The 22,898-nt window shown below is 64.0% G+C and carries 20 protein-coding genes and 1 tRNA gene; 19 read left to right on the top strand and 2 right to left on the bottom strand.

All coding sequences use genetic code 11. The features are described 5' to 3' along the window. Window positions 1–54 precede the first annotated feature (54 nt). From XH79_RS27900 to XH79_RS27890, 3 genes are read left to right on the top strand one after another with little or no spacing between them, the layout of a single operon-like run. Window positions 55–888, top strand: coding sequence for a shikimate dehydrogenase (locus XH79_RS27900; RefSeq protein ID WP_212341750.1), 834 nt, complete (start codon window positions 55–57; stop codon window positions 886–888). A gap of 56 nt (window positions 889–944) precedes the next feature. After that, entirely contained in the window at window positions 945–1,571 is a 627-nt protein-coding gene (locus XH79_RS27895) for a hypothetical protein (protein ID WP_271583681.1), read from the top strand. A 14-nt stretch (window positions 1,572–1,585) separates the two neighbouring features. Then, window positions 1,586–2,203 (top strand): hypothetical protein, encoded by a 618-nt coding sequence (locus tag XH79_RS27890; RefSeq protein ID WP_271583680.1) that lies wholly within the window; start codon window positions 1,586–1,588, stop codon window positions 2,201–2,203. 151 nt (window positions 2,204–2,354) lie between these two features. Here the strand turns inward: XH79_RS27890 and XH79_RS27885 are convergent, their stop codons facing one another. Beyond that, window positions 2,355–3,491, bottom strand: a complete 1,137-nt coding sequence (locus tag XH79_RS27885) for an alpha-hydroxy acid oxidase (RefSeq protein ID WP_212341747.1) — start codon at window positions 3,489–3,491, stop codon at window positions 2,355–2,357. A 106-nt stretch (window positions 3,492–3,597) separates the two neighbouring features. Here XH79_RS27885 and XH79_RS27880 point away from each other — a divergent pair, with 106 nt between their 5' ends. From XH79_RS27880 to XH79_RS27830, 11 genes are all read left to right on the top strand, one after another. Beyond that, window positions 3,598–3,765 carry a hypothetical protein gene (locus tag XH79_RS27880; protein ID WP_212341746.1) on the top strand — a complete coding sequence of 56 codons (168 nt, stop codon included), beginning with the start codon at window positions 3,598–3,600 and terminating at the stop codon, window positions 3,763–3,765. Window positions 3,766–3,987: 222 nt separating this feature from the next. Continuing rightward, complete coding sequence (gene glmM / locus XH79_RS27875) at window positions 3,988–5,331, top strand: phosphoglucosamine mutase (protein WP_212341745.1); 1,344 nt, start codon at window positions 3,988–3,990, stop codon at window positions 5,329–5,331. Between the two features lie 264 nt (window positions 5,332–5,595). Beyond that, window positions 5,596–6,858 (top strand): MFS transporter, encoded by a 1,263-nt coding sequence (locus XH79_RS27870; RefSeq protein ID WP_245003726.1) that lies wholly within the window; start codon window positions 5,596–5,598, stop codon window positions 6,856–6,858. 229 nt (window positions 6,859–7,087) lie between these two features. Further along, a complete protein-coding gene (locus XH79_RS27865) occupies window positions 7,088–7,921 on the top strand; it encodes an outer membrane protein (protein WP_212341744.1) in 834 nt (277 codons plus the stop codon). Window positions 7,922–8,093: 172 nt separating this feature from the next. Further along, window positions 8,094–8,981 carry an outer membrane protein gene (locus XH79_RS27860; RefSeq protein WP_271583679.1) on the top strand — a complete coding sequence of 296 codons (888 nt, stop codon included), beginning with the start codon at window positions 8,094–8,096 and terminating at the stop codon, window positions 8,979–8,981. A gap of 70 nt (window positions 8,982–9,051) precedes the next feature. After that, complete coding sequence (locus tag XH79_RS27855; protein WP_271583678.1) at window positions 9,052–9,642, top strand: glutathione S-transferase family protein; 591 nt, start codon at window positions 9,052–9,054, stop codon at window positions 9,640–9,642. A 57-nt stretch (window positions 9,643–9,699) separates the two neighbouring features. Beyond that, on the top strand, window positions 9,700–10,164 hold the full coding sequence (locus tag XH79_RS27850) for a GNAT family N-acetyltransferase (protein WP_271583677.1): 465 nt from the start codon (window positions 9,700–9,702) through the stop codon (window positions 10,162–10,164). A 255-nt stretch (window positions 10,165–10,419) separates the two neighbouring features. Further along, complete coding sequence (locus tag XH79_RS27845) at window positions 10,420–10,626, top strand: hypothetical protein (RefSeq protein ID WP_212341740.1); 207 nt, start codon at window positions 10,420–10,422, stop codon at window positions 10,624–10,626. A gap of 79 nt (window positions 10,627–10,705) precedes the next feature. After that, complete coding sequence (locus XH79_RS27840; protein WP_130365361.1) at window positions 10,706–11,878, top strand: phosphoserine transaminase; 1,173 nt, start codon at window positions 10,706–10,708, stop codon at window positions 11,876–11,878. A gap of 154 nt (window positions 11,879–12,032) precedes the next feature. Continuing rightward, window positions 12,033–13,622, top strand: a complete 1,590-nt coding sequence (serA, locus tag XH79_RS27835) for a phosphoglycerate dehydrogenase (protein ID WP_271583676.1) — start codon at window positions 12,033–12,035, stop codon at window positions 13,620–13,622. A 211-nt stretch (window positions 13,623–13,833) separates the two neighbouring features. Further along, the gene (locus tag XH79_RS27830; RefSeq protein WP_271583675.1) at window positions 13,834–15,006 is read left to right on the top strand and encodes a thiolase family protein; all 1,173 of its coding nucleotides are present in this window, start codon (window positions 13,834–13,836) and stop codon (window positions 15,004–15,006) included. Between the two features lie 156 nt (window positions 15,007–15,162). On the opposite strand, the gene XH79_RS27825 is transcribed toward XH79_RS27830, so the two are convergent. Beyond that, window positions 15,163–18,537 carry a PAS domain-containing sensor histidine kinase gene (locus XH79_RS27825; RefSeq protein WP_271583674.1) on the bottom strand — a complete coding sequence of 1,125 codons (3,375 nt, stop codon included), beginning with the start codon at window positions 18,535–18,537 and terminating at the stop codon, window positions 15,163–15,165. 725 nt (window positions 18,538–19,262) lie between these two features. Here XH79_RS27825 and XH79_RS27820 point away from each other — a divergent pair. The 5 genes from XH79_RS27820 to XH79_RS27800 all read left to right on the top strand — a co-directional run bounded on the left by XH79_RS27820 (window position 19,263) and on the right by XH79_RS27800 (window position 22,897). Then, window positions 19,263–19,697: a phasin gene (locus XH79_RS27820; RefSeq protein ID WP_212341734.1), complete on the top strand. Its 435-nt coding sequence runs from the start codon at window positions 19,263–19,265 to the stop codon at window positions 19,695–19,697. A gap of 195 nt (window positions 19,698–19,892) precedes the next feature. Further along, a tRNA-His gene (locus XH79_RS27815) sits at window positions 19,893–19,969 on the top strand. 84 nt (window positions 19,970–20,053) lie between these two features. Beyond that, window positions 20,054–21,436, top strand: a complete 1,383-nt coding sequence (locus XH79_RS27810) for a hypothetical protein (protein WP_271583673.1) — start codon at window positions 20,054–20,056, stop codon at window positions 21,434–21,436. Continuing rightward, window positions 21,402–22,385 carry a DUF2806 domain-containing protein gene (locus XH79_RS27805; protein WP_271583672.1) on the top strand — a complete coding sequence of 328 codons (984 nt, stop codon included), beginning with the start codon at window positions 21,402–21,404 and terminating at the stop codon, window positions 22,383–22,385. The genes XH79_RS27810 and XH79_RS27805 overlap by 35 nt, the downstream gene beginning before the upstream one ends. Then, window positions 22,349–22,897 (top strand): DUF5655 domain-containing protein, encoded by a 549-nt coding sequence (locus XH79_RS27800; RefSeq protein ID WP_271583671.1) that lies wholly within the window; start codon window positions 22,349–22,351, stop codon window positions 22,895–22,897. The genes XH79_RS27805 and XH79_RS27800 overlap by 37 nt, the downstream gene beginning before the upstream one ends. The last annotated feature ends 1 nt before the right edge of the window (window position 22,898 follow it).

The following is a 22,898-nucleotide window of genomic DNA, read 5'->3' as shown; positions in this document are numbered from 1 at the left end:
GCCCGCGGGACGCGAAATGGATCGTCACGGAAACGACCTAGGGGAAGGACGACCGTGACCAAGGCTCCCGCAGCCTGCCTGATCGGATGGCCGGCTGCGCATTCGCGCTCACCGCTGATTCATCATTACTGGCTGCGCACGCTCGGCATTGAAGGTGGCTATGTCATCGAGGCGGTTCCGCCCGAGGATCTGCGCGATTTCGTGCTGAGGCTGTCGCTGCGCGGTTTTGTGGGTGCCAACGTCACCATCCCGCACAAGGAGGCCGTCCTCGCGCTATCCTCGCCCGACGCGCGGGCGAAAGCCGTCGGTGCTGCCAACACGCTGTGGTTCGAAGGCGGCGAGCTGCGTTCGACCAATACCGATGTCGAAGGTTTCATCGGCAATCTCGACGCCAGCGCGCCCGGCTGGGACAAGGCGGAAGAGGCGCTGGTGCTGGGGGCGGGCGGTTCCTCCCGCGCGGTCGTGTTCGGCCTGCGCGAGCGCGGCATCAAGCGCATCCATCTCGCCAATCGCACCATCGCGCGGGCCGAGGCTCTTGCAAGCGAGTTCGGTCCGAACGTGCATCCTGTGACGTGGGACGCGGCCAACGACGTGCTGCCGCGTGCAAAACTTCTCGTGAACACCACCTCGCTCGGCATGCACGGCCAGCCGTCACTCGATGTCGACGTATTGCGCCTGCCGCAAGAAGCCGTCGTCGCCGACCTCGTTTATGTCCCGCTGGTGACGCCACTGCTGGCGGCCGCAAAAGCGCGCGGGCTGAAGACCGCCGACGGGCTCGGCATGCTGCTGCATCAGGCGGTGCGCGGCTTCGAGCTGTGGTTCGGCCGGCGGCCGCAAGTGACGGCCGAGCTGCGCGCATTGGTCGAGGCCGATCTCACAAAGACTTGAGAGAATAGTGCGCGGTCTTCGGAGTTCTCCATCCGTGGGGACAATCGGAGACCGTCATGACTATCCAACGCGTAACTTTCACACGTCCGCTCATCGCCGTCGCGATGGTGGCCGTCTCGACCATCTCAGCCTTCGCGCAGAAGGCGCCCGTGCCGACGCGGGTGCGCGGCACCATCGAAAGCGTGAGCGGCGACACCATGCAGGTCAAGTCGCGCAGCGGCGAGGACGTTAAGCTCCGCATCGCCCCTGACGTCAGTGTGTCAGGAATTACAAAAATTTCACTCGCCGACATCAAGGTCGGCTCCTTCGTCGGCGCCACCACCGTGCCCGGACCGGACGGCGGCCAGAACGCGGTCGAGGTCCACGTGTTTCCAGAGAGCATGCGCGGCACCGGCGAGGGCTCGCGGCCTTACGATCTCAAGCCCAATTCGAGCATGACCAACGCCACGGTCTCGGAGAGCGTGGTCGGCAATGACGGCCATACGCTGCTGGTGAAATACAAGGACGGCGAGAAGAAGGTTTTCGTCGCCGACAACACGCCGGTGGTGACGTTCGTGCCGGGCGACAAGTCCGATTTGAAGGCCGGCGCAAAAGTCATCGCCTTCATGAAGCAGCTGCCGGACGGCTCGTTCGAGACCAACCGCGTCAGCGTCGGTCGCGACGGCTTGACGCCGCCGATGTGAAGGAGGACCGGATCATGCTGAAATCGACAATGACATCCGGCCTGCTCGCGGCTGTGCTCGCCCTCGTATCGTTCGCCGCCTCGGCGCAGCAGGCGCCGACGGTGCGCATCCGCGGCACCATCGAGAGCGTCGACGGCAACACGCTCGGCATCAAGACCCGCGAGGGCAGCGACGTGAAGGTGAAGATGACCGACAACGTCGCCGTCTTCGCCGTGATCAAGACCTCGCTGTCGGAGGTCAAGGAAGGCTCCTATATCGGCGTCACCGGCATGCCCGAGCCCGACGGCACCCAGAAGGCGATCGCGGTCCACATCTTCCCGGAGAACCAGCGTGGCGCCGCCGAAGGCTTTCGCCCCTGGGATGCCCGCGCCAACTCGACCATGACCAACGCCACCGTGGCGCAGACGGTGAAGGGCACCGACGGCCAGAACATCACGGTGAAATACAAGGACGGCGAGAAGAAAGTCGTGGTGCCGCCGGACACCCCGATCGTCACCTTCGTCGCCAGTGACAAGTCGGAGGTGAAGCCGGGCGCCAAGCTGATCATCTTCGGCGCGGCGAAGAAGGAGGACGGCTCGCTGGAAGCGAACAGGGTGAATGTGGGCCGGGATGGCGTGACGCCGCCGATGTGAGGCGGCAAGTGCTGATCTCGTAGGGTGGGTTAGGCGAAGCCGTAACCCACCATGCTTCCGCAAATGCGGATCGAAGTTGGTGGGTTACGCTCAACGGACTGCGCTTCGCGCAGCCGCTGAGCTAACCCACCCTACGGCACTGCCGCTGCCGTCACATCGCAATCACGTGATCGTCGATCTCCTCGATCCGGTTGACGCCGCACAGGCCCATGGTGGTGAGCAGCTCCTTCTGGATGATCTCGATCGCCTTGGCGACGCCGGCCTGGCCACCGGCACCCAGCCCATACGCATAGGCGCGGCCGATCATGCAGGACTTTGCGCCGAGCGCGAGCGCGCGCATCACGTCCTGGCCGGAGCGGATGCCGCCGTCGAACATGATCTCCATCTTGTCGCCGACCGCGTCCGCGATCTCCGGCAGCACCTCGATCGAGGACGGCGCGCCGTCGAGCTGACGGCCGCCATGGTTGGAGACGACGAGCGCCTGCGCGCCGGTCTTGGCGGCTTCCTCGGCGTCCTCGACGTCCAGGATGCCCTTGATGATGAGCTTGCCCGGCCAGATGCTGCGGACCCACTCGACGTCCTTCCAGTTCAAGGACGTGTCGAACTGCGAGGCCGTCCACTCGGCGAGGCGGTTGAGATCCTCGGTGTTCTTCACGTGGCCGGCGATGTTGCCGAAGGTGCGGCGCTTGCCCTGCAGCACGCCCGAGACCCAGGCCGGCTTGCTGGCGAAATCCAGCAGCTTCGACAGCGACCATTCGGGCGGCACCGTCATGCCGTTCTTGATGTCGGCGTGGCGCTGGCCGATCACCTGCAGGTCGACGGTCAGCACGAGTGCGCTGCACTTGGCGGCGATGGCGCGCTGGATCAGGTCCTTGATGAAGCCGCGGTCCTTCATCACGTAGAGCTGGAACCAGAACGGCTTCTCGACATTGGCAGCGATATCTTCGATCGAGCAGATCGACATGGTCGACTGCGTGAACGGGATACCGGCGGCCTGTGCGGCGCGGCAGGCGTAAATCTCGCCGTCGCCATGCTGCATGCCGAGCAGGCCGACGGGCGCGAGGATCAGCGGCATGGTCGAGGGCTCGCCGAGGATCATGGTCGAGGTGTCGCGCTTGGAGACGTCGACGAGGATGCGCTGGCGGAACTTGATCGCCTGCATGTCCTCGCGGTTGGCGCGCAGCGTTTCCTCGGCATAGGAGCCGCGGTCGCAATAGTCGAAGAAGGCCTTCGGCACGCGGCGCTTATGCAGCGCGCGAAGATCGTCGATACAGGTGATGTGCTTCATGAACGTTTCCCCGGCCCGTCTTTTAACCAAGAGTCTTGTGTCGGAAGATCGAGGGGTCATCTAGCATGGTTGGATGCACAGCCAAATCGTTTGAGAGGAGGGCGCCATGACGAGGCCGCACGCGAAACCTTCGCCGGAAGAGATCAAGGAGAAGCAGGACCTCGAGGACGCGCTGGAAGAGGGACTCGAAGAGACCTTTCCGGGCTCCGATCCCGTCAACGTCACCCAGCCGGCGCCGAGCCGCGACGACGGCCATGTGAAGCGCTCGGGCTAGGGCGAGTTCCGCCTGCTTTCCGCTGGTCACGCCGGAACTATAATGTTAACAATGTGTTACCGGAGCGGCGGCGAGCCTGGTTCCGTAATGATTCATCATATTTTTTGAAGCCAAGTTAGCCGCGATGGCATTATAAGGCCCTCAGCAAATCAGGGATGCGGGGCCTGTTTGGGCAGCCCGTGGTTGTAGAGGGGAGTCCCTGGTTGTTGCTTGGGGGACGATATGAGCCGCAAATATTTCGGGACGGACGGGATTAGGGGCCGCGCCAACGGACTGATCACGCCGGAGCTCGCGCTCAAGGTCGGCCAGGCCGCAGGCCTCGCATTTCAGCGCGGTGACCACCGCCACCGGGTCGTGATCGGCAAGGACACCCGCTTGTCCGGCTACATGATCGAATACGCGATGGTCGCGGGCTTCACCTCGGTCGGCATGGACGTGCTGCTGGTCGGCCCGATGCCGACGCCGGCGGTCGCGATGCTGACCAAGTCGATGCGCGCCGATCTCGGCGTGATGATCTCGGCCTCGCACAATCTGTTCGAGGACAACGGCATCAAGCTGTTCGGGCCGCAGGGCTTCAAGCTCTCCGACGACGTTGAGCGGCAGATCGAGCAGCTGCTCGACGAGCCCATCGACAAGCGCCTTGCACAGAGCGCGAGCCTCGGCCGCGCCCGCCGTATCGACGGCGTGCATGACCGCTACATCGAATTCGCCAAGCGCACGCTGCCGCGCGACCTCTCGCTCGAGGGTCTGCGCGTCGTGATCGACTGCGCCAACGGTGCCGCCTACAAGGTGGTGCCGGAAGCGCTGTGGGAGCTGGGTGCCGACGTGGTGCCGATCGGTGTCGAGCCCGACGGCTTCAACATCAACAAGGATTGCGGCTCGACCTCGCCGGAAGCGCTGTCGAAGAAGGTGCGCGAGATGCGCGCCGATATCGGCATCGCGCTGGACGGCGATGCCGATCGCGTCATCCTGGTCGACGAGCGCGGTCATGTCGTCGACGGCGACCAGCTGCTCGCGGTGATCGCGCAAAGCTGGAAGGAAGACGGACGCCTCTCGCGTCCCGGCATCGTCGCCACCGTGATGTCCAATCTCGGCCTCGAGCGCTTCCTCAAGGGGCAGGGGCTCGATCTCGTGCGCACGCCGGTCGGCGACCGCTACGTGCTCGAGCAGATGCTGAGCGGCGGCTACAATCTCGGCGGCGAGCAGTCGGGCCACATCATACTGTCCGACTACGCCACCACCGGCGACGGTTTCGTTGCGGCCCTGCAGGTGCTGGCCGTGGTGCAGAAGCTGCGCCGTCCGGTCTCCGAGGTGTGCCATCGCTTCGATCCGCTGCCGCAGATCCTCAAGAACGTCCGCCACAAGGGCGGCAAGCCGCTCGACGATTCCGAGGTCAAGTCGGCGATCTCCGACGGCGAGAAGCGCCTCAACGGCCACGGCCGCCTCCTGATCCGCTCCTCCGGCACCGAGCCGGTGATCCGCGTCATGGGCGAGGGTGAGGACCGCCATCTGGTCGAGGACGTCGTCGATACCATCGTCTCCGCGCTCGGCCAGGCCGCGGCTTAAGGCGTTTCAAACGCGAGTGGGGTGATCTCTCCACTCGGGCAGTATCGTAGGGTGGGCAAAGCGGAGCGTGCCCACGCGTCTGTCGCCGTATCGGAAAGATGGTGGGCACGGCGCAAGGGCGCCTTTGCCCACCCTACGATATCGGACTCGCGGAGAGGGTAAGACCCGCGCATTCCAGCCATTTGCGATTGACGGTGGTTCCACCGCGCGTTGCGTCGTAATGAGCGTGTGCGGCGGTTCGCCGCGCCTGCCGGGATCGCTGCATTGAACAAGCCTGTCGTCGTCTCAGAGGAAACGCTGACCGAGCCCGTCGTCGTCGCCGACGTGGCGCCCGCCGCTGCAAAATCCGCGGCGACGGCCGCGGGGCCGGCCTATGTCGTGCTGGCCGGCATCAGCTTCTCGCACTTCCTCAACGACACGATGCAGTCGCTGATCGCCTCGGTGTATCCGATCCTGAAGGACACCTACGCGCTCGACTTCGCGCAGATCGGCATGATCACGCTGGCCTTCCAGTTCACGGCCTCGCTGCTGCAGCCGGTGGTCGGGCACTACACCGACAAGAAGGCGCAGCCCTATTCGCTGTCGATCGGCATGGCCTCGACCTTCTTCGGCCTGCTGCTGCTCAGCGCCGCGCATCAATATCTCGTCATTCTCGTCGCCGCCGCGCTGGTCGGCCTCGGCTCGGCGGTGTTTCATCCGGAATCCGCGCGTATCGCGCGGCTCGCCTCCGGCGGGCGCTACGGTTTTGCGCAATCGGTGTTCCAGCTCGGCGGCAGCTTCGGCACGTCGATGGGGCCGGTGCTGGCCGCGCTGATCGTGGTGCCGTTCGGGCAGGGCAGCATCGCCTGGTTCTCCTCGATCGCGTTCCTCGCCATTCTCATCCTCTGGCGCATCGGGCGCTGGTACGCGCCGCAGATCACGACGAAGAAGGCGGCGGCCGTCCACACCCAGCCCGGCGGGCCGAGCTCGCGCCGCGTTGCCGTTGCACTCCTCGTGCTGGTGGCGCTGCTGTTCTCAAAACAGCTCTACGTCTCGAGCCTGTCGAGCTATTACATCTTCTACCTGATCGACCGGTTCGGCGTGTCGACGCAGGCAGCCCAGATCTATCTCTTCATCTTCCTCGCCGCGAATGCGGTCGGCGCGTTCTTCGGCGGCCCCTTGGGCGATCGCTTCGGCCGCAAGATCGTGATCTGGATCTCGATCCTGGGCGCGCTGCCGTTCACGCTGGCGCTGCCCTATGCCGGGCTCTATGCCAGCGCGGTGCTGTCAGTGATCATCGGCCTGATCATCTCCTCGACGACGTCGTCGATCATCGTGTTCGCGCAGGAGCTGGTGCCGCACCGCTTCGGCATGATCTCCGGCGTGTTCTTCGGCGTCGCCTTCGGCATCGGCGGCCTCGGCGCCGCCGTGCTCGGCAAGCTCGCCGACCACACTTCGATCGAGTTCGTCTACCAGGTCTGCGCCTATCTGCCGGCGATCGGGCTGCTCGCGGTATTCCTGCCCAAGCTGCCGCAGCACGCGCGTTAACAAATCTTTCTTCGCTGCATTGCGGCTTCATACATCGTTAGCAATTGCGGCCAGCCGGCGCTGCATTTTTGCAACGCTCGCGCCGCATCCGCGTGTGTAGTGAGAAAAAATCAACCTTAAAAATTAGGGTTAAGTGGCGCTTAAACATTTGCTGCCATCGTCCGGGTCGTGAGTTTCCAGAACGTGGGGCGTCTGCATTTTGCCTCACCGGCCATAAGGACGAAGCCCAATGCGTAGCGTTAAGTCTCTCCTTGCCGCGGGTGCGGCAACCCTGATCTCGTCGATGGCGTTTGCCGCCGATATGCCGATCGCCGCGCCCCCTCCCATGTACGCCCCGCCGGCTCCGCCCGCCGACTTCGGCGGCTGGTATCTGCGCGGCGACGTCGGCATGACCAACCAGCGCGCCAAGAGCATCGATGCCTCCCTGCCGGCCGGCTATACGAAGTCGACGGAAGGTCTCGGCTTCGACTCGTCCCCGCTGTTTGATCTCGGCGTCGGCTATCGCTTCAACAACTGGTTCCGCGCCGACGTGATCGGCCAGTACCGTGGCAAGGCCAATCTGCACGGCAGCGACAACGTCTTCGGACCCGGCTTCGTCGGCGTCAACAACTACACCGGCAGCAAGTCCGAGTGGGTCGTGATGGCCAACGCCTACGTTGACCTCGGCACCTGGTGGTGCATCACCCCGTTCATCGGTGCCGGTGTCGGCGGCTCCTACAACAAGATCAGCGGCTTCCGCGACGACGGCGTTTCATTCAGCGGTGGCGCACTGTCCAACAGCGTCGCTTACTTCGCCGACAACGGAAAGTGGAACTTCGCCTGGGCCGCGCACGCCGGTCTCGCCTACAAGGTCAATCCCGGGTTCACGGTCGAACTGGCCTACAGCTACATGAACCTCGGCGATGCCGCGCCCGGCAACTACCGCCTGTTCGACAACAGTGCCTCCGGCCCGACCTCGATCAAGATCAAGGAGCTCACCTCGCACGACCTGAAGCTCGGCGTGCGCTGGGATCTCAACAGCCCGCCGGCCTACGTGCCGCCGCCGCTCGTCACCAAGGGCTGATCCTCGGAGCCCATCGCTTAACGTCTCTTAACGGCGCGGGATCATCCCGCGCCGTTTTGCTTTGCGGATTTTTCATGGCCTGAGTGCGGCGAAATCGCCGGACGCAACCATTGGTTAAGGTTAACGAGCCATGATCATCGGCGAAAGTTCGAGTCCGATTTGGAGCGTTGCGATGCGTAGGCTTTTGTTGGCAGCGGCGATGTTGGGGACGGTGTCTGCCGCGCACGCGGCCGATATGCCGGATCTGCCGGTCCTGCGCGGCGGCTTCACCGACGGGCTGTCGAAGACGTCCCACAACTGGGACGGCTTCTATGTCGGCGGCAGCGCCGGCTATACCAGCGACGCCACCGATTTCAGCCAGAGCGTGGTCGGCCTGACCAACTATATCTTCCGCGACAGCGTTCTTCAGCAACCGACCTCGACGTGGTCGCTGATGAACAAGACCAACACGCAAGGCGTCAATTTCGGCGGCTTCATCGGCCGCAACTGGCAATGGTATGATGCCATCCTCAGCCTCGAGGGCACCTACAGCTACTTCAACAATCTCGCGACGTCGACGTCGGGCTCGAACTCGCTGATGATCGTCAACCCGGCCGGCGAAACGCGGCCCGCCGGCATCACCAACAACTATGGCGTGACACTGACCGGTACCGCCGCGGCGCAGGTCAAGGACATGATCACGTTGCGCGGGCGCATGGGCTGGGACGGCGGCGGCTTCATGCCCTACATGTTCGCCGGAGCGGCCGTCGGTCGCATGGATGTGTCCCGCACGGTGACGAGCAACGTGACATTGCGACAGGACTCGACCGTCACGGACGCCTTCGGCAACGTCATTACGGTCATCGGCACGACGAACCCCGTTCCGGCACAATCGCAGAGCCAGTCGCAGCACAGAACCAATACGTTTGCGGTGGGCTGGACTGCCGGTCTCGGTCTCGAATACTGCATCTGGGACGGCCTGTTCGCGCGTATCGAATACGAATATGTGAGATTCTCTCCCGTCATGAACACGCAGGTGACGCTGAACAACGCGCGCCTCGGCCTCGGCTACAAGTTCTGAGCGGTCCGCTTCCTGTTGACAGCCTCGCTTCGTCCTGATGCTCTGTCGCTCCGACAGCGGGGTAGCAGTGATGAAGGTCTACGGCGACAGCAATTCGGGTAATTGTCTCAAGGTGAAGTGGGTCTGCGACAAGCTCGCGGTGCCCTATCAGTGGGTCGAGATCGACACACGCAAGGGCGAGACGCGCACGCCGCAATTTCTCAAGATGAACGGCGCCGGCCAGGTGCCGACCGTCGAATTCGACGACGGCCGCACGCTGGCGCAGTCTAACGCCATCATCCGCTATCTCGCCCGCGACAGCGCGCTCATTCCGCGCGATGCCTTCGCTGTGGCCAAGATGGACGAATGGCTGTTCTGGGAGCAGTACAGCCACGAGCCCTATGTTGCGGTGTGCCGCTTCCAGATCGTCTATCTCGGCAAGGACGCCTCCGAGCTCGATCCTGAAAAGGTCAAGCGCGGCTATGCGGCGCTCGACCGCATGGAGCAGCATCTCGCCACCAGCGGCTACTTCGCCGGCGATGCTGTCTCGCTCGCCGACGTCTCGCTGCTCGCCTATACGCGTGTCGCGCATGAAGGCGGTTTCGATCTCGGTCGCTATGCGGCTATCCGCCGCTGGATCGGCGAGGCCGAGGCTTTTCTCGGCCTGTCGCCGGCGCGCTGAGTCATTACGCTGAGCCTTGGCGCTCAGCCTTGGCGCCGAGTTTTTGGAGTTTCCCGTATGAACGATAAGTCCGTCTCGATCCGTCCCGCGCGCCGCGAGGACGTTCCGGCGATCGTGGCGATGCTCGCCGACGATCATCTCGGACGCGCTCGCGAGCGTGTGGAGGATCCGCTGCCTGCGTCCTACTACGCGGCGTTCGAGCGGGTCGAGCGCGATCCAAATCTGACGCTCGTGGTTGCCGAGAGCGAGGGCAGGGTGGTCGGCTGCCTGCAACTCGCTGTTCTCTCAGGCATCAGCTCGCAAGGCGGCATCCGCGGTCTGCTGGAGGACGTGCGCGTTGCCACTGATTGTCGCAGCCGCGGCATCGGCGAGCGATTGGTGCAATGGGCCGTGACGGAAGCAAAGGCGCGCGGCTGCAATCTGGTCGAACTGCTGACGCATCAGACGCGCGTCGATGCACAACGCTTCTACAAGCGGCTGGGATTCACAGCGAGTCATGTCGGCATGACTGTCCGCTTTTGAGGCAACAGGAGCGTTTTCGAGCGAAGTGGATGCCGGTTCGCGAAAAGAAAACGCGTCAATACAAAAATCCAGAGTCCCGTTCCGGTTGTGTCGGAATGGGGCTCTGGCCGCAAGCCTTGCGCGATCAGCGAAATCGGAGCGCGCGTTCGTTCATCTTAAGAGCTGATAAACTACCCGTCCGTCGTTCACGTGGACGCGGGAACGAACGGTGCTAGGCAGCGTCAGACACCGGGCTCGGTCGGTTCGGGGATTTCGATGACAAGCTATTCCATGATCAAGGTCGGCAACGACTACGTTGTGCAGGCCAACGACAAATGCATTTTGAAAGTGAGCAGCCGCCGCCGCGCGGCGCAATTGATCAGCGATGCCACGGACTTGCTGAACGCGCTCGCCCAGGTGGAATCCCCCGATATTGCACCCGAAGCGCCTTCACTCCAGCGTGAGACGCCTGAACTTCCTTGACGTCTCTTCCCGATTCCCGTATCAGCCGCGGCGGGACACCTCCCCCCAACGGGAGGCTTACTATCTGGAAGGGTAGATCATGACTGTAGCGAAGCCCGCTTCGCGGCCGACCGTGCCGCATTTTTCCTCCGGCCCCTGCGCCAAGCGCCCCGGCTGGAACGCCCAAAATCTCAAGGACGCAGCGCTCGGCCGCTCGCATCGTGCGAAGGTCGGCAAGACCAAGCTCAAGCTCGCGATCGATCTGACGCGCGAAGTGCTTGAAGTCCCGGCCGATTATCGCATCGGCATCGTGCCGGCCTCCGATACCGGCGCGGTCGAGATGGCGCTGTGGTCGCTGCTCGGTGCACGGCCCGTCACCACGCTTGCCTGGGAATCCTTCGGCGAGGGCTGGGTCAGCGACATCGTCAAGGAATTGAAGCTCAAGGACGTCACCAAGCTCAACGCGGCTTACGGTGAGATTCCCGACCTCTCCAAGGTCGATCCCAAGAGCGATGTCGTCTTTACCTGGAACGGCACCACCTCGGGCGTGCGCGTGCCGAACGCCGACTGGATCAGCGCGACCCGCGAAGGCCTGACCATCTGCGACGCGACCTCCGCCGCGTTTGCGCAGCCGCTCGACTGGGCCAAGCTCGACGTCGTCACCTTCTCCTGGCAGAAGGCGCTCGGCGGCGAAGCCGCGCACGGCATGCTGATCCTGTCGCCCCGCGCGGTGGAGCGGCTTGAGACCTACAAGCCGGCCTGGCCGCTGCCGAAGATCTTCCGCATGACCAAGGGCGGCAAGCTCAACGAAGGCATCTTCGTCGGCGAGACCATCAACACGCCGTCGATGCTCTGCGTCGAGGACTATCTCGATGCGCTGAACTGGGCCAAGTCGATCGGCGGCCTCAAGGCGCTGATCGCGCGCGCCGACGCCAACACCAAGGTGCTTGCCGACTGGAAGGCGAAGACGCCCTGGATCGACTTCCTGGCCAAGGACGCCTCGATCCGCTCCAACACCTCGGTGTGCCTGAAGTTCACCGATCCCGCGATCACCTCGCTCTCGGACGACGCGCAGGCGGAGTTCAGCAAGAAGCTGGTCGCGCTGGTCGAGAAGGAAGGCGCCGGCTACGACTTCGCGTACTATCGCGACGCGCCGGCGGGCCTGCGCATCTGGTGCGGCGCCACGGTGGAAGCGAAGGACGTCGAGCTGCTGACGCAGTGGATCGACTGGGCCTTCGCCGAGACCAAGGCCACGCTGGCGAAGGCCGCGTAGTTCGCTCCAACTCATTCTCGTCATGGCCGGGCTTGACCCGGCCATCCATCGATCAAGAGAGATGGGTCCGCGGGGCTCTGGCGCTAAGACGCGCTTCGCGCTTAAGCCCGCGGATGACATTCCGTAAATGCAGCACGCACCACGGATCAATCCCATGACCAAACCCAAAGTTCTCATTTCCGACGCACTGTCTCCCGCCGCCGTACAGATCTTCAAGGACCGCGGTGTCGAGGTCGACTTCCAGCCCAACCTCGGCAAGGACAAGGACAAGCTCGCCGAGATCATCGGCAATTATGACGGCCTTGCGATCCGCTCAGCGACCAAGGCGACCGCCAAGATCCTGGAGAAGGCGGCCAAGCTGAAGGTGATCGGCCGCGCGGGCATCGGCGTCGACAATGTCGAGATCCCGGCCGCCACCGCCAAGGGCATCATCGTGATGAACACGCCGTTCGGCAATTCGATCACGACCGCCGAGCATGCGATTACGCTCATGCTGGCGCTCGCCCGCGAGATCCCGCAGGCCGATGCCTCGACCCAGGCCGGCAAGTGGGAGAAGAACCGCTTCATGGGCGTCGAGATCACCGGCAAGGTGCTCGGCGTGGTCGGCTGCGGCAATATCGGCTCGATCGTCGCCGACCGCGCGCTCGGCCTGCGCATGAAGGTGGTCGCGTTCGATCCGTTCCTGTCGCCCGAGCGCGCCAAGGACATCGGCGTCGAGAAGGTCGATCTCGATGATCTCCTGAAGCGCGCCGACTTCATCACGCTGCACACGCCGCTGACCGAGAAGACCAAGAACATCATCGACGCGGCCGCGATCGCCAAGATGAAGAAGGGCGTGCGCCTGATCAACTGCGCCCGCGGCGGTCTCGTCGACGAGCAGGCCGTGGTCGAGGCGCTCAATTCCAAGCACATCGCCGGCGCCGCCTTCGACGTCTTCGTCGAGGAGCCCGCGACCTCCAACGTGCTGTTCGGCCATCCGAACGTGATCTGCACGCCGCATCTCGGCGCCTCCACCACGGAAGCGCAGGAGAACGTCGCGCTCCAGGTCGCCGAGCAGATGTCGGATTACCTCTTGACCGGCGCGATCTCGAACGCGGTCAACTTCCCCTCGATCACGGCGGAAGAAGCGCCGAAGCTGAAGCCGTTCATCGCGCTCGCCGAGAAGCTCGGCTCGTTCGCCGGCCAGCTCACCGAGAGCGGCATCCTCAAGGTCGAGATCACCTATGAGGGCCACGTCGCCGAGATGAAGATCAAGGCGATCACCTCCGCGGTGCTGTCCGGCCTGCTGCGGCCGATGCTGGGCGAGGTCAACGTCGTCTCCGCGCCGGTCGTCGCCAAGGAGCGCGGCATGGTCGTCGACGAGATCGTGCGCGCCGCCCAGAGCGACTATGAGAGCCTGATCACCGTCACCGTCGCGACCGAACGCCAGGAGCGCTCGGTCTCCGGCACCGTCTATCACGACGGCAAGCCGCGCCTCGTCGACGTCAAGGGCATCCGTGTCGACGCCGAATTCGGCAAGTCGATGATCTACATCACCAACGAGGACAAGCCGGGCTTCATCGGCAAGTTCGCGAGCCTGCTCGGCGATGCCAAGATCAACATCGCCACCTTCCATCTCGGCCGCGTCGCGCCCGGCAGCGATGCCATTGCGCTGGTCGAGGTCGACGGCGTGGTGCCGGCGGACGTGCTCGCCAAGGTGCAGGCCCTGCCGCAGGTCAAGCAGGCCAAGGCGCTGACGTTCTGAGGTGACGTTGTCATTCCCGGTTCGATGCTTGCGCATCGAACCGGAATGACGGTCATCATACCATATATTCCGACACGCGGAACAACGCCGTCTCCATCGCCGGAGGCGGCGTTTTTATTTTCCCCGCACCCTCCAATCTTTGTGTACCAATGGCGTCCAGGACGCCTCGTAACTACGCTCCGTTCAAAATCGTTCGACAAGGGAGAAAACAATGCGTGAAGCCGTCATCGTTTCCTATGCGCGCACGGGCCTGGCGAAATCCGGCCGCGGCGGGTTCAACATCACGCCGCCGATGTCGCTCGCAGCGCACGCCATCCATCACGCGGTCGATCGCGCCGGCGTCGACAAGGACTATGTCGAGGACTGCTATCTCGGCAATTGCGCCCATGGCGCCCCGAACATCGGTCGCCAGGCCGCGCTGCTCGCGGGCCTGCCGAAGACCACGGCCGGCGTGTCCGTGAACCGCTTCTGCTCCTCGGGCCTGCAGACCATCGCGATGGCCGCCAACTCGATCCGCTCGGACGGCGCCGACTGCATCGTCGCCGGCGGCGTCGAGAGCATCTCGATTCCCGGCGGCGGCTCGCCGAAGGAATGGGTCGATCCCGAGCTGCTCAAGGTCGCCCCAGATATCTTCATGGCGATGATCGACACCGCCGACATCGTCGCCGAGCGCTACAAGCTCAGCCGCGAATACCAGGACGAGTTCTCGCTGGAATCGCAGCGCCGCATGGCCGCGGCCCAGCAGGCGAACAAGTTCAAGGACGAGATCGTCCCGATGAAGACCAAGATGAAGGTCGTGGACAAGCAGACCAAGGCGGAGAGCATCGTCGACTACGTCGTCGATCGCGACGAATGCAACCGGCCCGAGACCACGATGGAGGGCCTTGCCAAGCTGGAGCCGGTGAAGGGCCCCGGCAAGTTCGTCACCGCCGGCAATGCCAGCCAGCTCTCCGACGGCGCCGCCGCCGTGGTGCTGATGGAAGCCAAGGACGCCGAGAAGCGCGGGCTGAAGCCGCTCGGCCGCTTCGTCGCCTGGGCGACCGCCGGCTGCGAGCCGGACGAGATGGGCATCGGCCCGGTGTTCGCGATCCCGAAGCTCTTGAAGCGCACCGGCCTCAAGATCGACGACATCGATCTCTGGGAGCTCAACGAGGCCTTCGCCAGCCAGTGCCTGTACTGCCGCGACCAGCTCGGCATCGATCCCGCCAAGTACAACGTCAATGGCGGCTCGATCGCGATCGGCCATCCCTTCGGCATGACCGGCGCCCGTCTCACCGGCCATCTGCTGCAGGAAGGCGCGCGGCGCAAGGCGAAGTGGGGCGTGGTCACGATGTGCATCGGCGGCGGCCAGGGCGGCGCCGGCCTGTTTGAGATCTACAGCTGAGATCGTGCACGATGAATGCGAAAGGGCACGGCGCGCGCCGTGCCCTTTTTGTTTGGGCGGTCTGCAAATCGTCGGCGCATCTGCGTAGCCCGCATGAGCGAAGCGATATGCGGGACCTTCCCGGGTGTCGCTTCGCTCACCCGGGCTACGCAGTCGCTACGCCCGCGCCAGCGCCGGCGCGAACACCACTTCGATCAGCGTGCCGGAATTGCCTGAACTCTTGATGTTGAACTGGGCGCGGTTGGCTTCGACCAGCGCTTTCGTCAGCGACAGATTGAGCGCGGAATTGTCCGCGGCATCCCCCGGCGGCGGGGTGCGGAACGGCTCCATCGCGGCGGCGACCTCGCGCTCCGAGAGGCCATGGCCGGTGTCGCGGATGCGCAGCGCGATCTCGCCGCGGTCGGTCATCGCGGTCGACACGATGACCTGGCCGCCGGCGCTCGCCAGCCGGATCGAGTTCGAGATCAAATTCATGGTGATCTGCCGCATCGCGCGCGCGTCCACGCTCACCTGCGGCAGCGCATGCGCCAGCGACGTGCGGATGATGATGCGCTCGCGGTTGGCCTGCGGCTGCATCACCACGACGCAGGCCTCGACCAGATCGTTGAGGTTGAGGTTGGCGAAGGTGAGGTCGAGCTTGCCGGTCTCGATCCGCGACAGCTCCAGGAGATCGTCGATGATGGCGATGACACGCTCGCCGGAGGCGCGGATGTCCTTCATGTACTCGCCGTAGCGCTCGTTGCCGAGCGTGCCGAAGCGCTCCGAGATCATCACCTCGGCAAAGCCGATGATGGCGTTGAGCGGGGTGCGGACCTCGTGGCTGATGCGCGCCAGCATGTCGGCCTTGGCATTGGCCGCGCCGTCGACGAGGCGGCGGGCCTGCGTCAATTCGCTCTCGCCCTTCTTGCTCTGGGAGAGATCGCGGAACACGGCGAAGAAGTTCGGGCCGTCGGGCCGGGTGCGGCCCATGATCATCGCGAGCGGAAGCACGCCGCCCTTCTTCTCGCGTCCCAGCACCTCGCGGCCGTGGTCGAGCAGGCTCGCGATGTCCTGGCTCTTCACGCTGTCGAGATAGTCGGCGACGACCTGCTGGCTCTCGGGTGCGAACAGCGTCGCCAGGTTCTGCTCGAGCAGCGCCGCGCCGTCATAGCCGAACAGCGCCTCGGCGCTGCGGTTGCAGGCGTGGATGTTGCCTTCGGCATCGAACATGACGATGCCCTCGGCCGTGGTATCGAGGATCGCGGCGAGATCTTCCGCGTCGGCATCGCCGGCCGCAGGCTCGAGATCAGGCGCGTAGGGGAAGGACTCGGGGACGACGGGCTCGGCGACGTCAGGTGGCGCAGCAATCGCGGGCGCGGCCATAACAAGTACAGGATTGGGCAGCGCGCAGATCAGCGCATGCACGCTGTCGCCGTCCCAGTCGATGGTGTGCAGATGCGCGTCAGTCGTCGGCAGCGGCGCTTCGCCATTGGCAAGCGTCGCGCTGATCGTCACCGGCGTGCCGCCTTGTGACGTGCTGCTGGCGGACGACACGCCCGGCTCGACATAGAGCGCGTCGAGCCCGCCGGCATGCTCCAGCGCGCTGACGCTGGCATAGCCCATGCGCGCGAGGAACGCCGGGTTGGCGTAGAGCAGGCGGTCGAGGCGATAGATCAAAATGCCCGTCGGCAACAGGTCGAGCAGCGTGCGGTCGCGCAGGCTGGTGCCGCGCGCCGGCGGTGCCGCTTCGGTCAGCCATTCGGCCGGCGCGGGCGGCGGTAGAGGTTCGGGCTCAGGCTCCGACAGCAGCGGCTCGGGCGCGACCTCGGCGGCCGGCGGCTCGGTGCCGTCTGCTGCGATGCTCTCGCGCTCGCGTTCGAGCCGCTCGGACAATTGCCGCGCAAGCTCGTTGAACGCGCTGTTCTCGACCGGCGTCAGCGTCGGCGATCTGGTATCGCCGGGGCTGCGGAACGGCACGACGTTGGGAGGCGTTTCCACTGGCGTTTCCAAATCGGTTGGGTGTGAATTCGCTTCGTTGACGGGTTCGGGCAGTTCGGGTTCAGGTGTTGGCTCAGGTGCAGGTGGCTCGATCGGCGGCGGCGGTGCCTCCGCCACCGGTTCGGGCTCGACGCTGTCGGCGGACGGGCCTTGCGGTGCGTGCGGCTCGACGAACAGCTCGAAGCGGCGCAGCGCATCGAGCCGGTTGAGGCCGTCGAGATCGCGGCAGACGCCAAAGCCCCGAAAGCCCGCAAAATTGCGCTCGCGGTCGTAGACCGGCAGGCCGGCGAGCTCGACCGGCAGATGCTCGCCGCCGTCGGCCGGCCAGTTCACGGTGATGCCGGCCCAGGTGTCGTGGCTTTCGAGCGCCTGCGCGACGCGTCCCTCCGGATCGAGCGAAAACTGGTCGGCGATCTCGCGCCAGGGACGGCCGAAGCCGGCCGCCGTGTGCGCGCCCATCAGGCGGATGAAGTCGCTGGACGCCAGCACGAAGCGGCCGTCCGCATCCATCTGCCAGAGGAAGCGCAGCGGATGCTGGCGCGGTGCGGGCGGCTCTGCGGGACCGGGCGGCGGCTCGACCATGCCACCAGTGGTGGGCACGGCCTGCGGCGACACAATGGCTGCGTGCGGGTTTTCAACCGGAGTCTTTGGCGCGAGGTCGATGGACGTTTCCGCGGCAGGCTCCTCCGGTGCGACGGCGTCCCGGATCGACACGATCTCCGCGGCCTGCTTGCTTGCGGCAGGCGTCTCGGCCGGCTCGGCAAAGGCATCGAACAGCGGGATGCCGGAGGTGGCCTCGGCCGACTGTGCAGGCTGCACATCATCAGGCACGGCGGCCGCTTCGCGCGCAATATCCTGCACCGCTTCGGCCGCAGCATCCGCGCTCGCAGCCGCCGTCTGCGCAGCGGCTGGCTCGATCAGCGCGACCAGGCCGACATCGGCCCCTAGGCCGACCCGTTGCAGCACCATCTGTCCGATGCCGATCGGCGTCTCGACGCGGCCTTTGGCCAGCGCATCGCTGCGGGCCTGTTCGAGGCCGGCCTCGCCGAGGTCGCGGAAGCCGAGCAGGGAACGGGCGGCCTCGCTGGCGCCGACGAAAAGGCCGTCCGGCGCGAACGCCGCCATCGGCACCTTCGCGGCCTCGACCAGGCGATGCAGCCGCTCGACCAGCGGCATGGATTGTCCGGTCGGATCCAGCGCGGTGACGAGCACGCCGTTCTTGCCGTCGGCAAAGTCGAGCCGTGCGCAGGCGCAGGTCATGAGCGTGCCGAGCCGGGCGCCGAAGCCGCGCAGCCGCTCCAGCCGCACGGCGCCGCCTCCCGGCAGCTGGCGGGCGAGCCGGGCCACCTGGCGGCGATGGCTGTCGGCGGGGCCGAAGATCTTCTCTGCGAGCGCCGTGGCATGGGCCGCGCCGAACAGTCTTGCGCCGACCGGATTGGCCCACAGCACGCGGGTGCCGTCGACCGCGAAGAGCCAGGTGGGGAGCTGCGAGGTCGCATGCACGGCCAGCCGCGGATCGCCCACGCCTCGCAACTGGAAATCCGAACTACTCATCCAACCGGCTTCACGTCTCGTCGGCGTCTCGTGGGGCGGCTGCCGGAATGACAGCCTTAAGAAAGGGTTAGTATCGCCCGCGGGCGCGAGCAGGTCCACGGCCCGGCCCTGAAAGGCAGGTCCAAAGCCGCGATAACCTTAATCCGGTAGAACCCGCAAGCCGCAGCCCGCCTGCATCCGCAGGATTCGCGGGGCGGCGATCGTCAGGCCGGCGGCCGAGGCTTGGGTGACCGCCCGCGGCACGATGCGGTGCCCACCCTCCCCTGGAGGGGGAGGGTCGGCTCACATGAAGCGCAGCGGAATGTGAGACGGGGTGGGGTGACGGTCTCTCCACGTCCGACAGTGCCCGAGTGGAGAGATCACCCCACCCCGCTCGCGCTTCGCGCGATCGACCACGGGCGAGGTACGCTCGTCCCGGACCCCTCCAGGGGAGGGTAAGACAGCCTGTCGTCTTCACGTGCTTCCCCGCACCCCACTACCTCAACCTCGGGTTCCCTCCCTTAGGAACTTCACCCTCACGGGGATTAAATTTCGCGACGCACCCGCCTGATGCATTGCGCTGCACAATGTTGACATGTTAGGCAGCCACAATGCTGGGCGCTGGGCGAGTCACCTCGTTTGTTTCGCGTATCCAGTCTTCGTACCCGCCAACTGAAGGCCCCGGTTGGCCGGCGGGCGCGCCGTAAGGCTCACTCCATTTTTTCAAGATTAGCGTGAGGACAACCATGACAGGTGCGACTGATCCGTTCTCTGCCTCGATCATTCCGTTCGAGGTCCCCGAGCAGATGCGTGCGTTCGCCGAGAAGGGCGTATCGCAGGCCCGCGAGAGCTACGCCAAGTTCAAGGACGCGGCCGAGACCCACAACGGCACCGTCGAGGCCGTGTTCACCTGCGCCAGCAAGGGCGCGAGCGAATACACCGCCAAGCTGGTCGAGTTCATGAAGGCCAACTCCACGGCCTCGCTGGACTTCGCCCAGGAGCTGCTCGCCGCCAAGTCGCCGTCGGACGCGTTCTCGCTCTGGACCGGCCATGCCCGCACCCAGCTCGAGACGTTCCAGGCCCAGGCCAAGGAGCTGGTCGAGATCAGCCAGCGCGTCGCCAATGAGACCGCCGAGCCGATCAAGGCGAGTGCCGCGAAGTTCTACAAGCCCGCCGCCTGATCAGACCGGCGGATCGATCAAGTTGAGAAACCCGGGCCCCAGGGCCCGGGTTTTGTTCTGGAATAAGGTGATTTTGGCCGGATTTTAGCCCGGCAGCGGCCTTGCCAAACGGAGCCGTTGCACCTAGTTTCCGGCCCGTCCAGCCCCCTCGGTTGTCGGCCCTCTCAGGGCGCCCCCCGGGCGGCTCGCAAGGATGCAGTTGTAGCTCAGTTGGTTAGAGCGCCTGTCTGTGGAACAGGAGGTCGGTGGTTCGAGCCCACCCAACTGTACCAAGCAGGTGAATTGTCCTGCATCTCCGGCATCTTACTGATAGACCTGACGTATTTGCGCCGCCTAGAATACAAAAGGCGTCACAAATGGCATTGCGAATGGTTGCGTTAAGTCGGGCTCCGGATGGTCGATGGTTTGCTCGCAAGGGCATCCCGCAGGATGTTCGCGAGGAATACCAGCGGCTCTACGGCATCAAGCGAGAGGCCCACCTCAAGCTTCCTGCAGACACACCACGGCACGAGGCAAAGACGCGTCTCGGCGAATGGGAAGCCGAGGTCGAAACGCGCATTGCCACGCTTCGCGCTCAGCGGAATGGCGCAGGTCAACCTCTCACGCGGCTCAACGCTATCGCGCTCGCTGGTCGGTGGTACGCATGGTTCGTGGCGCTGCATGAGGACGACCCGGGACCTGCGAAGCGCTGGCGGGAATTGAGCGACCTCTTCGTCTGGGAAGTGATCGGTTCGGAAGCTCCTGACAGTTATGAAGCTAACCCCAGGTCAGATCCTCACTGGGATTGGGCCAAGGAGCCCGAGGTCCGTGAAGCGGTGCGGCCGCGGGTAGCCGAGTTTGCCCGCGTAGCGTCATTTTTGGCCAACGAGGGCCTTGCTCTCAATGCCGCTGCCTATGCGCTCTTTGTGGATGCCGTGAGCGATAACCTCTTGCCCGCGTTATCCGTACTGGAGCGGCGGGCTAACGGTGACTACTCGCCCGACCCAACGCCCGAAACATTTCCGGTATTCATCCACGGTGCTGCCCATCGGGTCACCGGGCAGAACTGTTGGCAGCTATTCGAGGCATTCGTAAGAGCCACGCGCCCTGCACCCACGACCGTATCCCGATGGCGCGCAGTCTTCCTTCAGATGCAGAAGGCTTTTGCGGACACCGCAGCCAATGGCATCTCGGAAGACGCTGCCCGCACGTGGATCACTGGGCTCGTATCGGAGGAGCGCACTGCCTACACAGTGCGTGAGGTTTGGCTGTCGGCCTCGCGTCGTGTATTTGGCTGGGCGGCCCAACATAAGCACATCAGCAAAAATCCGTTCGCCGAGGTTCGTGTAGACGTGCCAAGGACAGCACGGACGCGCGAAACAAAGGCCTTCCGCCCGGAAGAGGCTCGTTTGATCTTGCGCGCTGCGTTGGCCTACAGCGAAGCTGCGACGGCGCGTGATCGAGCCCGGCGCTGGGTGCCATGGCTGTGCGCGTACTCGGGGGCCCGACCGGGAGAGGTGACACAGCTTCGCGGAAGTGATGTCAAAGCGCGCGGCGGCTTCTATGCCATGACGCTCACGCCTGACGCTGGCACTATCAAGACTCGCAAGCCGCGCATCGTTCCCATCCACGAGCACCTCGTGGAACAGGGCTTCGTTGATTTCGTGCATAGGACCGGTAAGGGGCCGCTGTTTTACAACCCGCATGAAGTCGAACCGGAGGAAGATGAAGGAGAAAGCCATTGCAGAGGTCGGCAGTGAGGCCGGAAGATCACTGCTTCGGGGATTTGGAACGCTCGGCAACGCTGCGTTTGGTGGGTGGGTTGCCAAACGTGAAGCCGCGCGTCTTGTGACGGAAACCGAAGGGAAGCTAAAAGCCGCTGCTGCTGTAGCGGCCGCGCGCCGAGAACAAGAGCTAACTGATGTTGACCACCAAGCCACTCTTCAGCGGCGAGTGGAACGCCTCCGCATCGAAATGGCGCGGGAGCAATCCAACCTGGAGGCAATTCAGAAGCGGGCTCTAGAATACGCTGAGGGTGATTCCGGAAATACAACTGCCCGCGAAATTGACGAAGATTGGCTTTTTAGATTCGCGGACTTTGCACAGAAAGTGTCAGATGGAGACGTGCAGGCGCTATGGGCGCGTGTGGCATCGTCGGCAGCTATGCAGGGGTCTACCTTACTTTCTGCTGCTGGTCTTCAGACCTTGGCACTCTTTGACAAGAGGATCGCAGAAAACTTCCAGCGGTTTACGGCAGCGGCCCGGCGATTGGGTTTCGTGCCGCACGTGCCGGACGGAGAAGCAGAGCCGCAGCAAATCGACCGTGCTACGCTTCTCGACTTGGGACTGATCCGGGAAACAATGTTCCAAGGAGCTTATAAGTTCGCAGATTTTCGATTTGAAGCCAGTGAGAAAGCAGACATGACCGACCTCCATGCTCACATGGCTCTAACCTTACGTGGTTCAGAGATTGCGCGGGCGGTGTTTCGTAAAGACGAGGATATACCGCTGAGCGAAGAGCATGAACAACAATACCTGCGTCACGTTCTGCTGCAAGAGTTCCAACACAAAAAGCAGCTAGCGCTTCTCCCAAGATTGCCTGACGGGAGCTTAGTGTCGGCGACCATATCGAAAGAAAGCGATATCCGCAATATGATCACTGCGCAGTGTTGGTGGCGGAAGACATCACCAGTCGTTTCTTCAACGTGATATCGCTCTTCAATGGCACAATTCCGTTTATCGCTCTGCAGATGCAAGCTCTGCGCGTCGGGGATCACAACACAATCGTATTCACAAAGGTGATCGACGTACTAAAGCGCGGCTTGGAAGAAGGGCCGCCTCCGCCTCCCACCGATCGAGCGTATTGGGAACACAAAGGGTCAGCTGCAACCGTGCAATTGGCCGACGAGTTGCTTAAGATCGCGAAGGAGTTCGACGCAACTCTGCAGCTTTCCTACAACAAGCACTACATTGGGATTTTCCAAAACGGGCAGCCATTGAACTTCTGTAGGTTTGCTCCGAAGAAGAATACTATGAACTTGGCGATTAGATTGGAGCGCTCAGACGAGATCGATAGCCAGATAGAGCAAGCCGGCATTGAAAAGCTTAGTCATGCGCAGGACGGCGCCTACCGGCTTTCGTTGCAAAAGCACGATGTTGCTAAACACCGAGATTACCTGAAAGCCTTGATGAAAGCCGCTTATGATACTTTCATCGCTTAGT

It is taken from the genome of Bradyrhizobium sp. CCBAU 45389 (assembly GCF_028128625.1).
GTDB lineage: Bacteria > Pseudomonadota > Alphaproteobacteria > Rhizobiales > Xanthobacteraceae > Bradyrhizobium > Bradyrhizobium liaoningense_B.
Note: the sequence above shows the minus strand (reverse complement) of the source record. Positions and strands in the feature narration are given on the sequence as shown.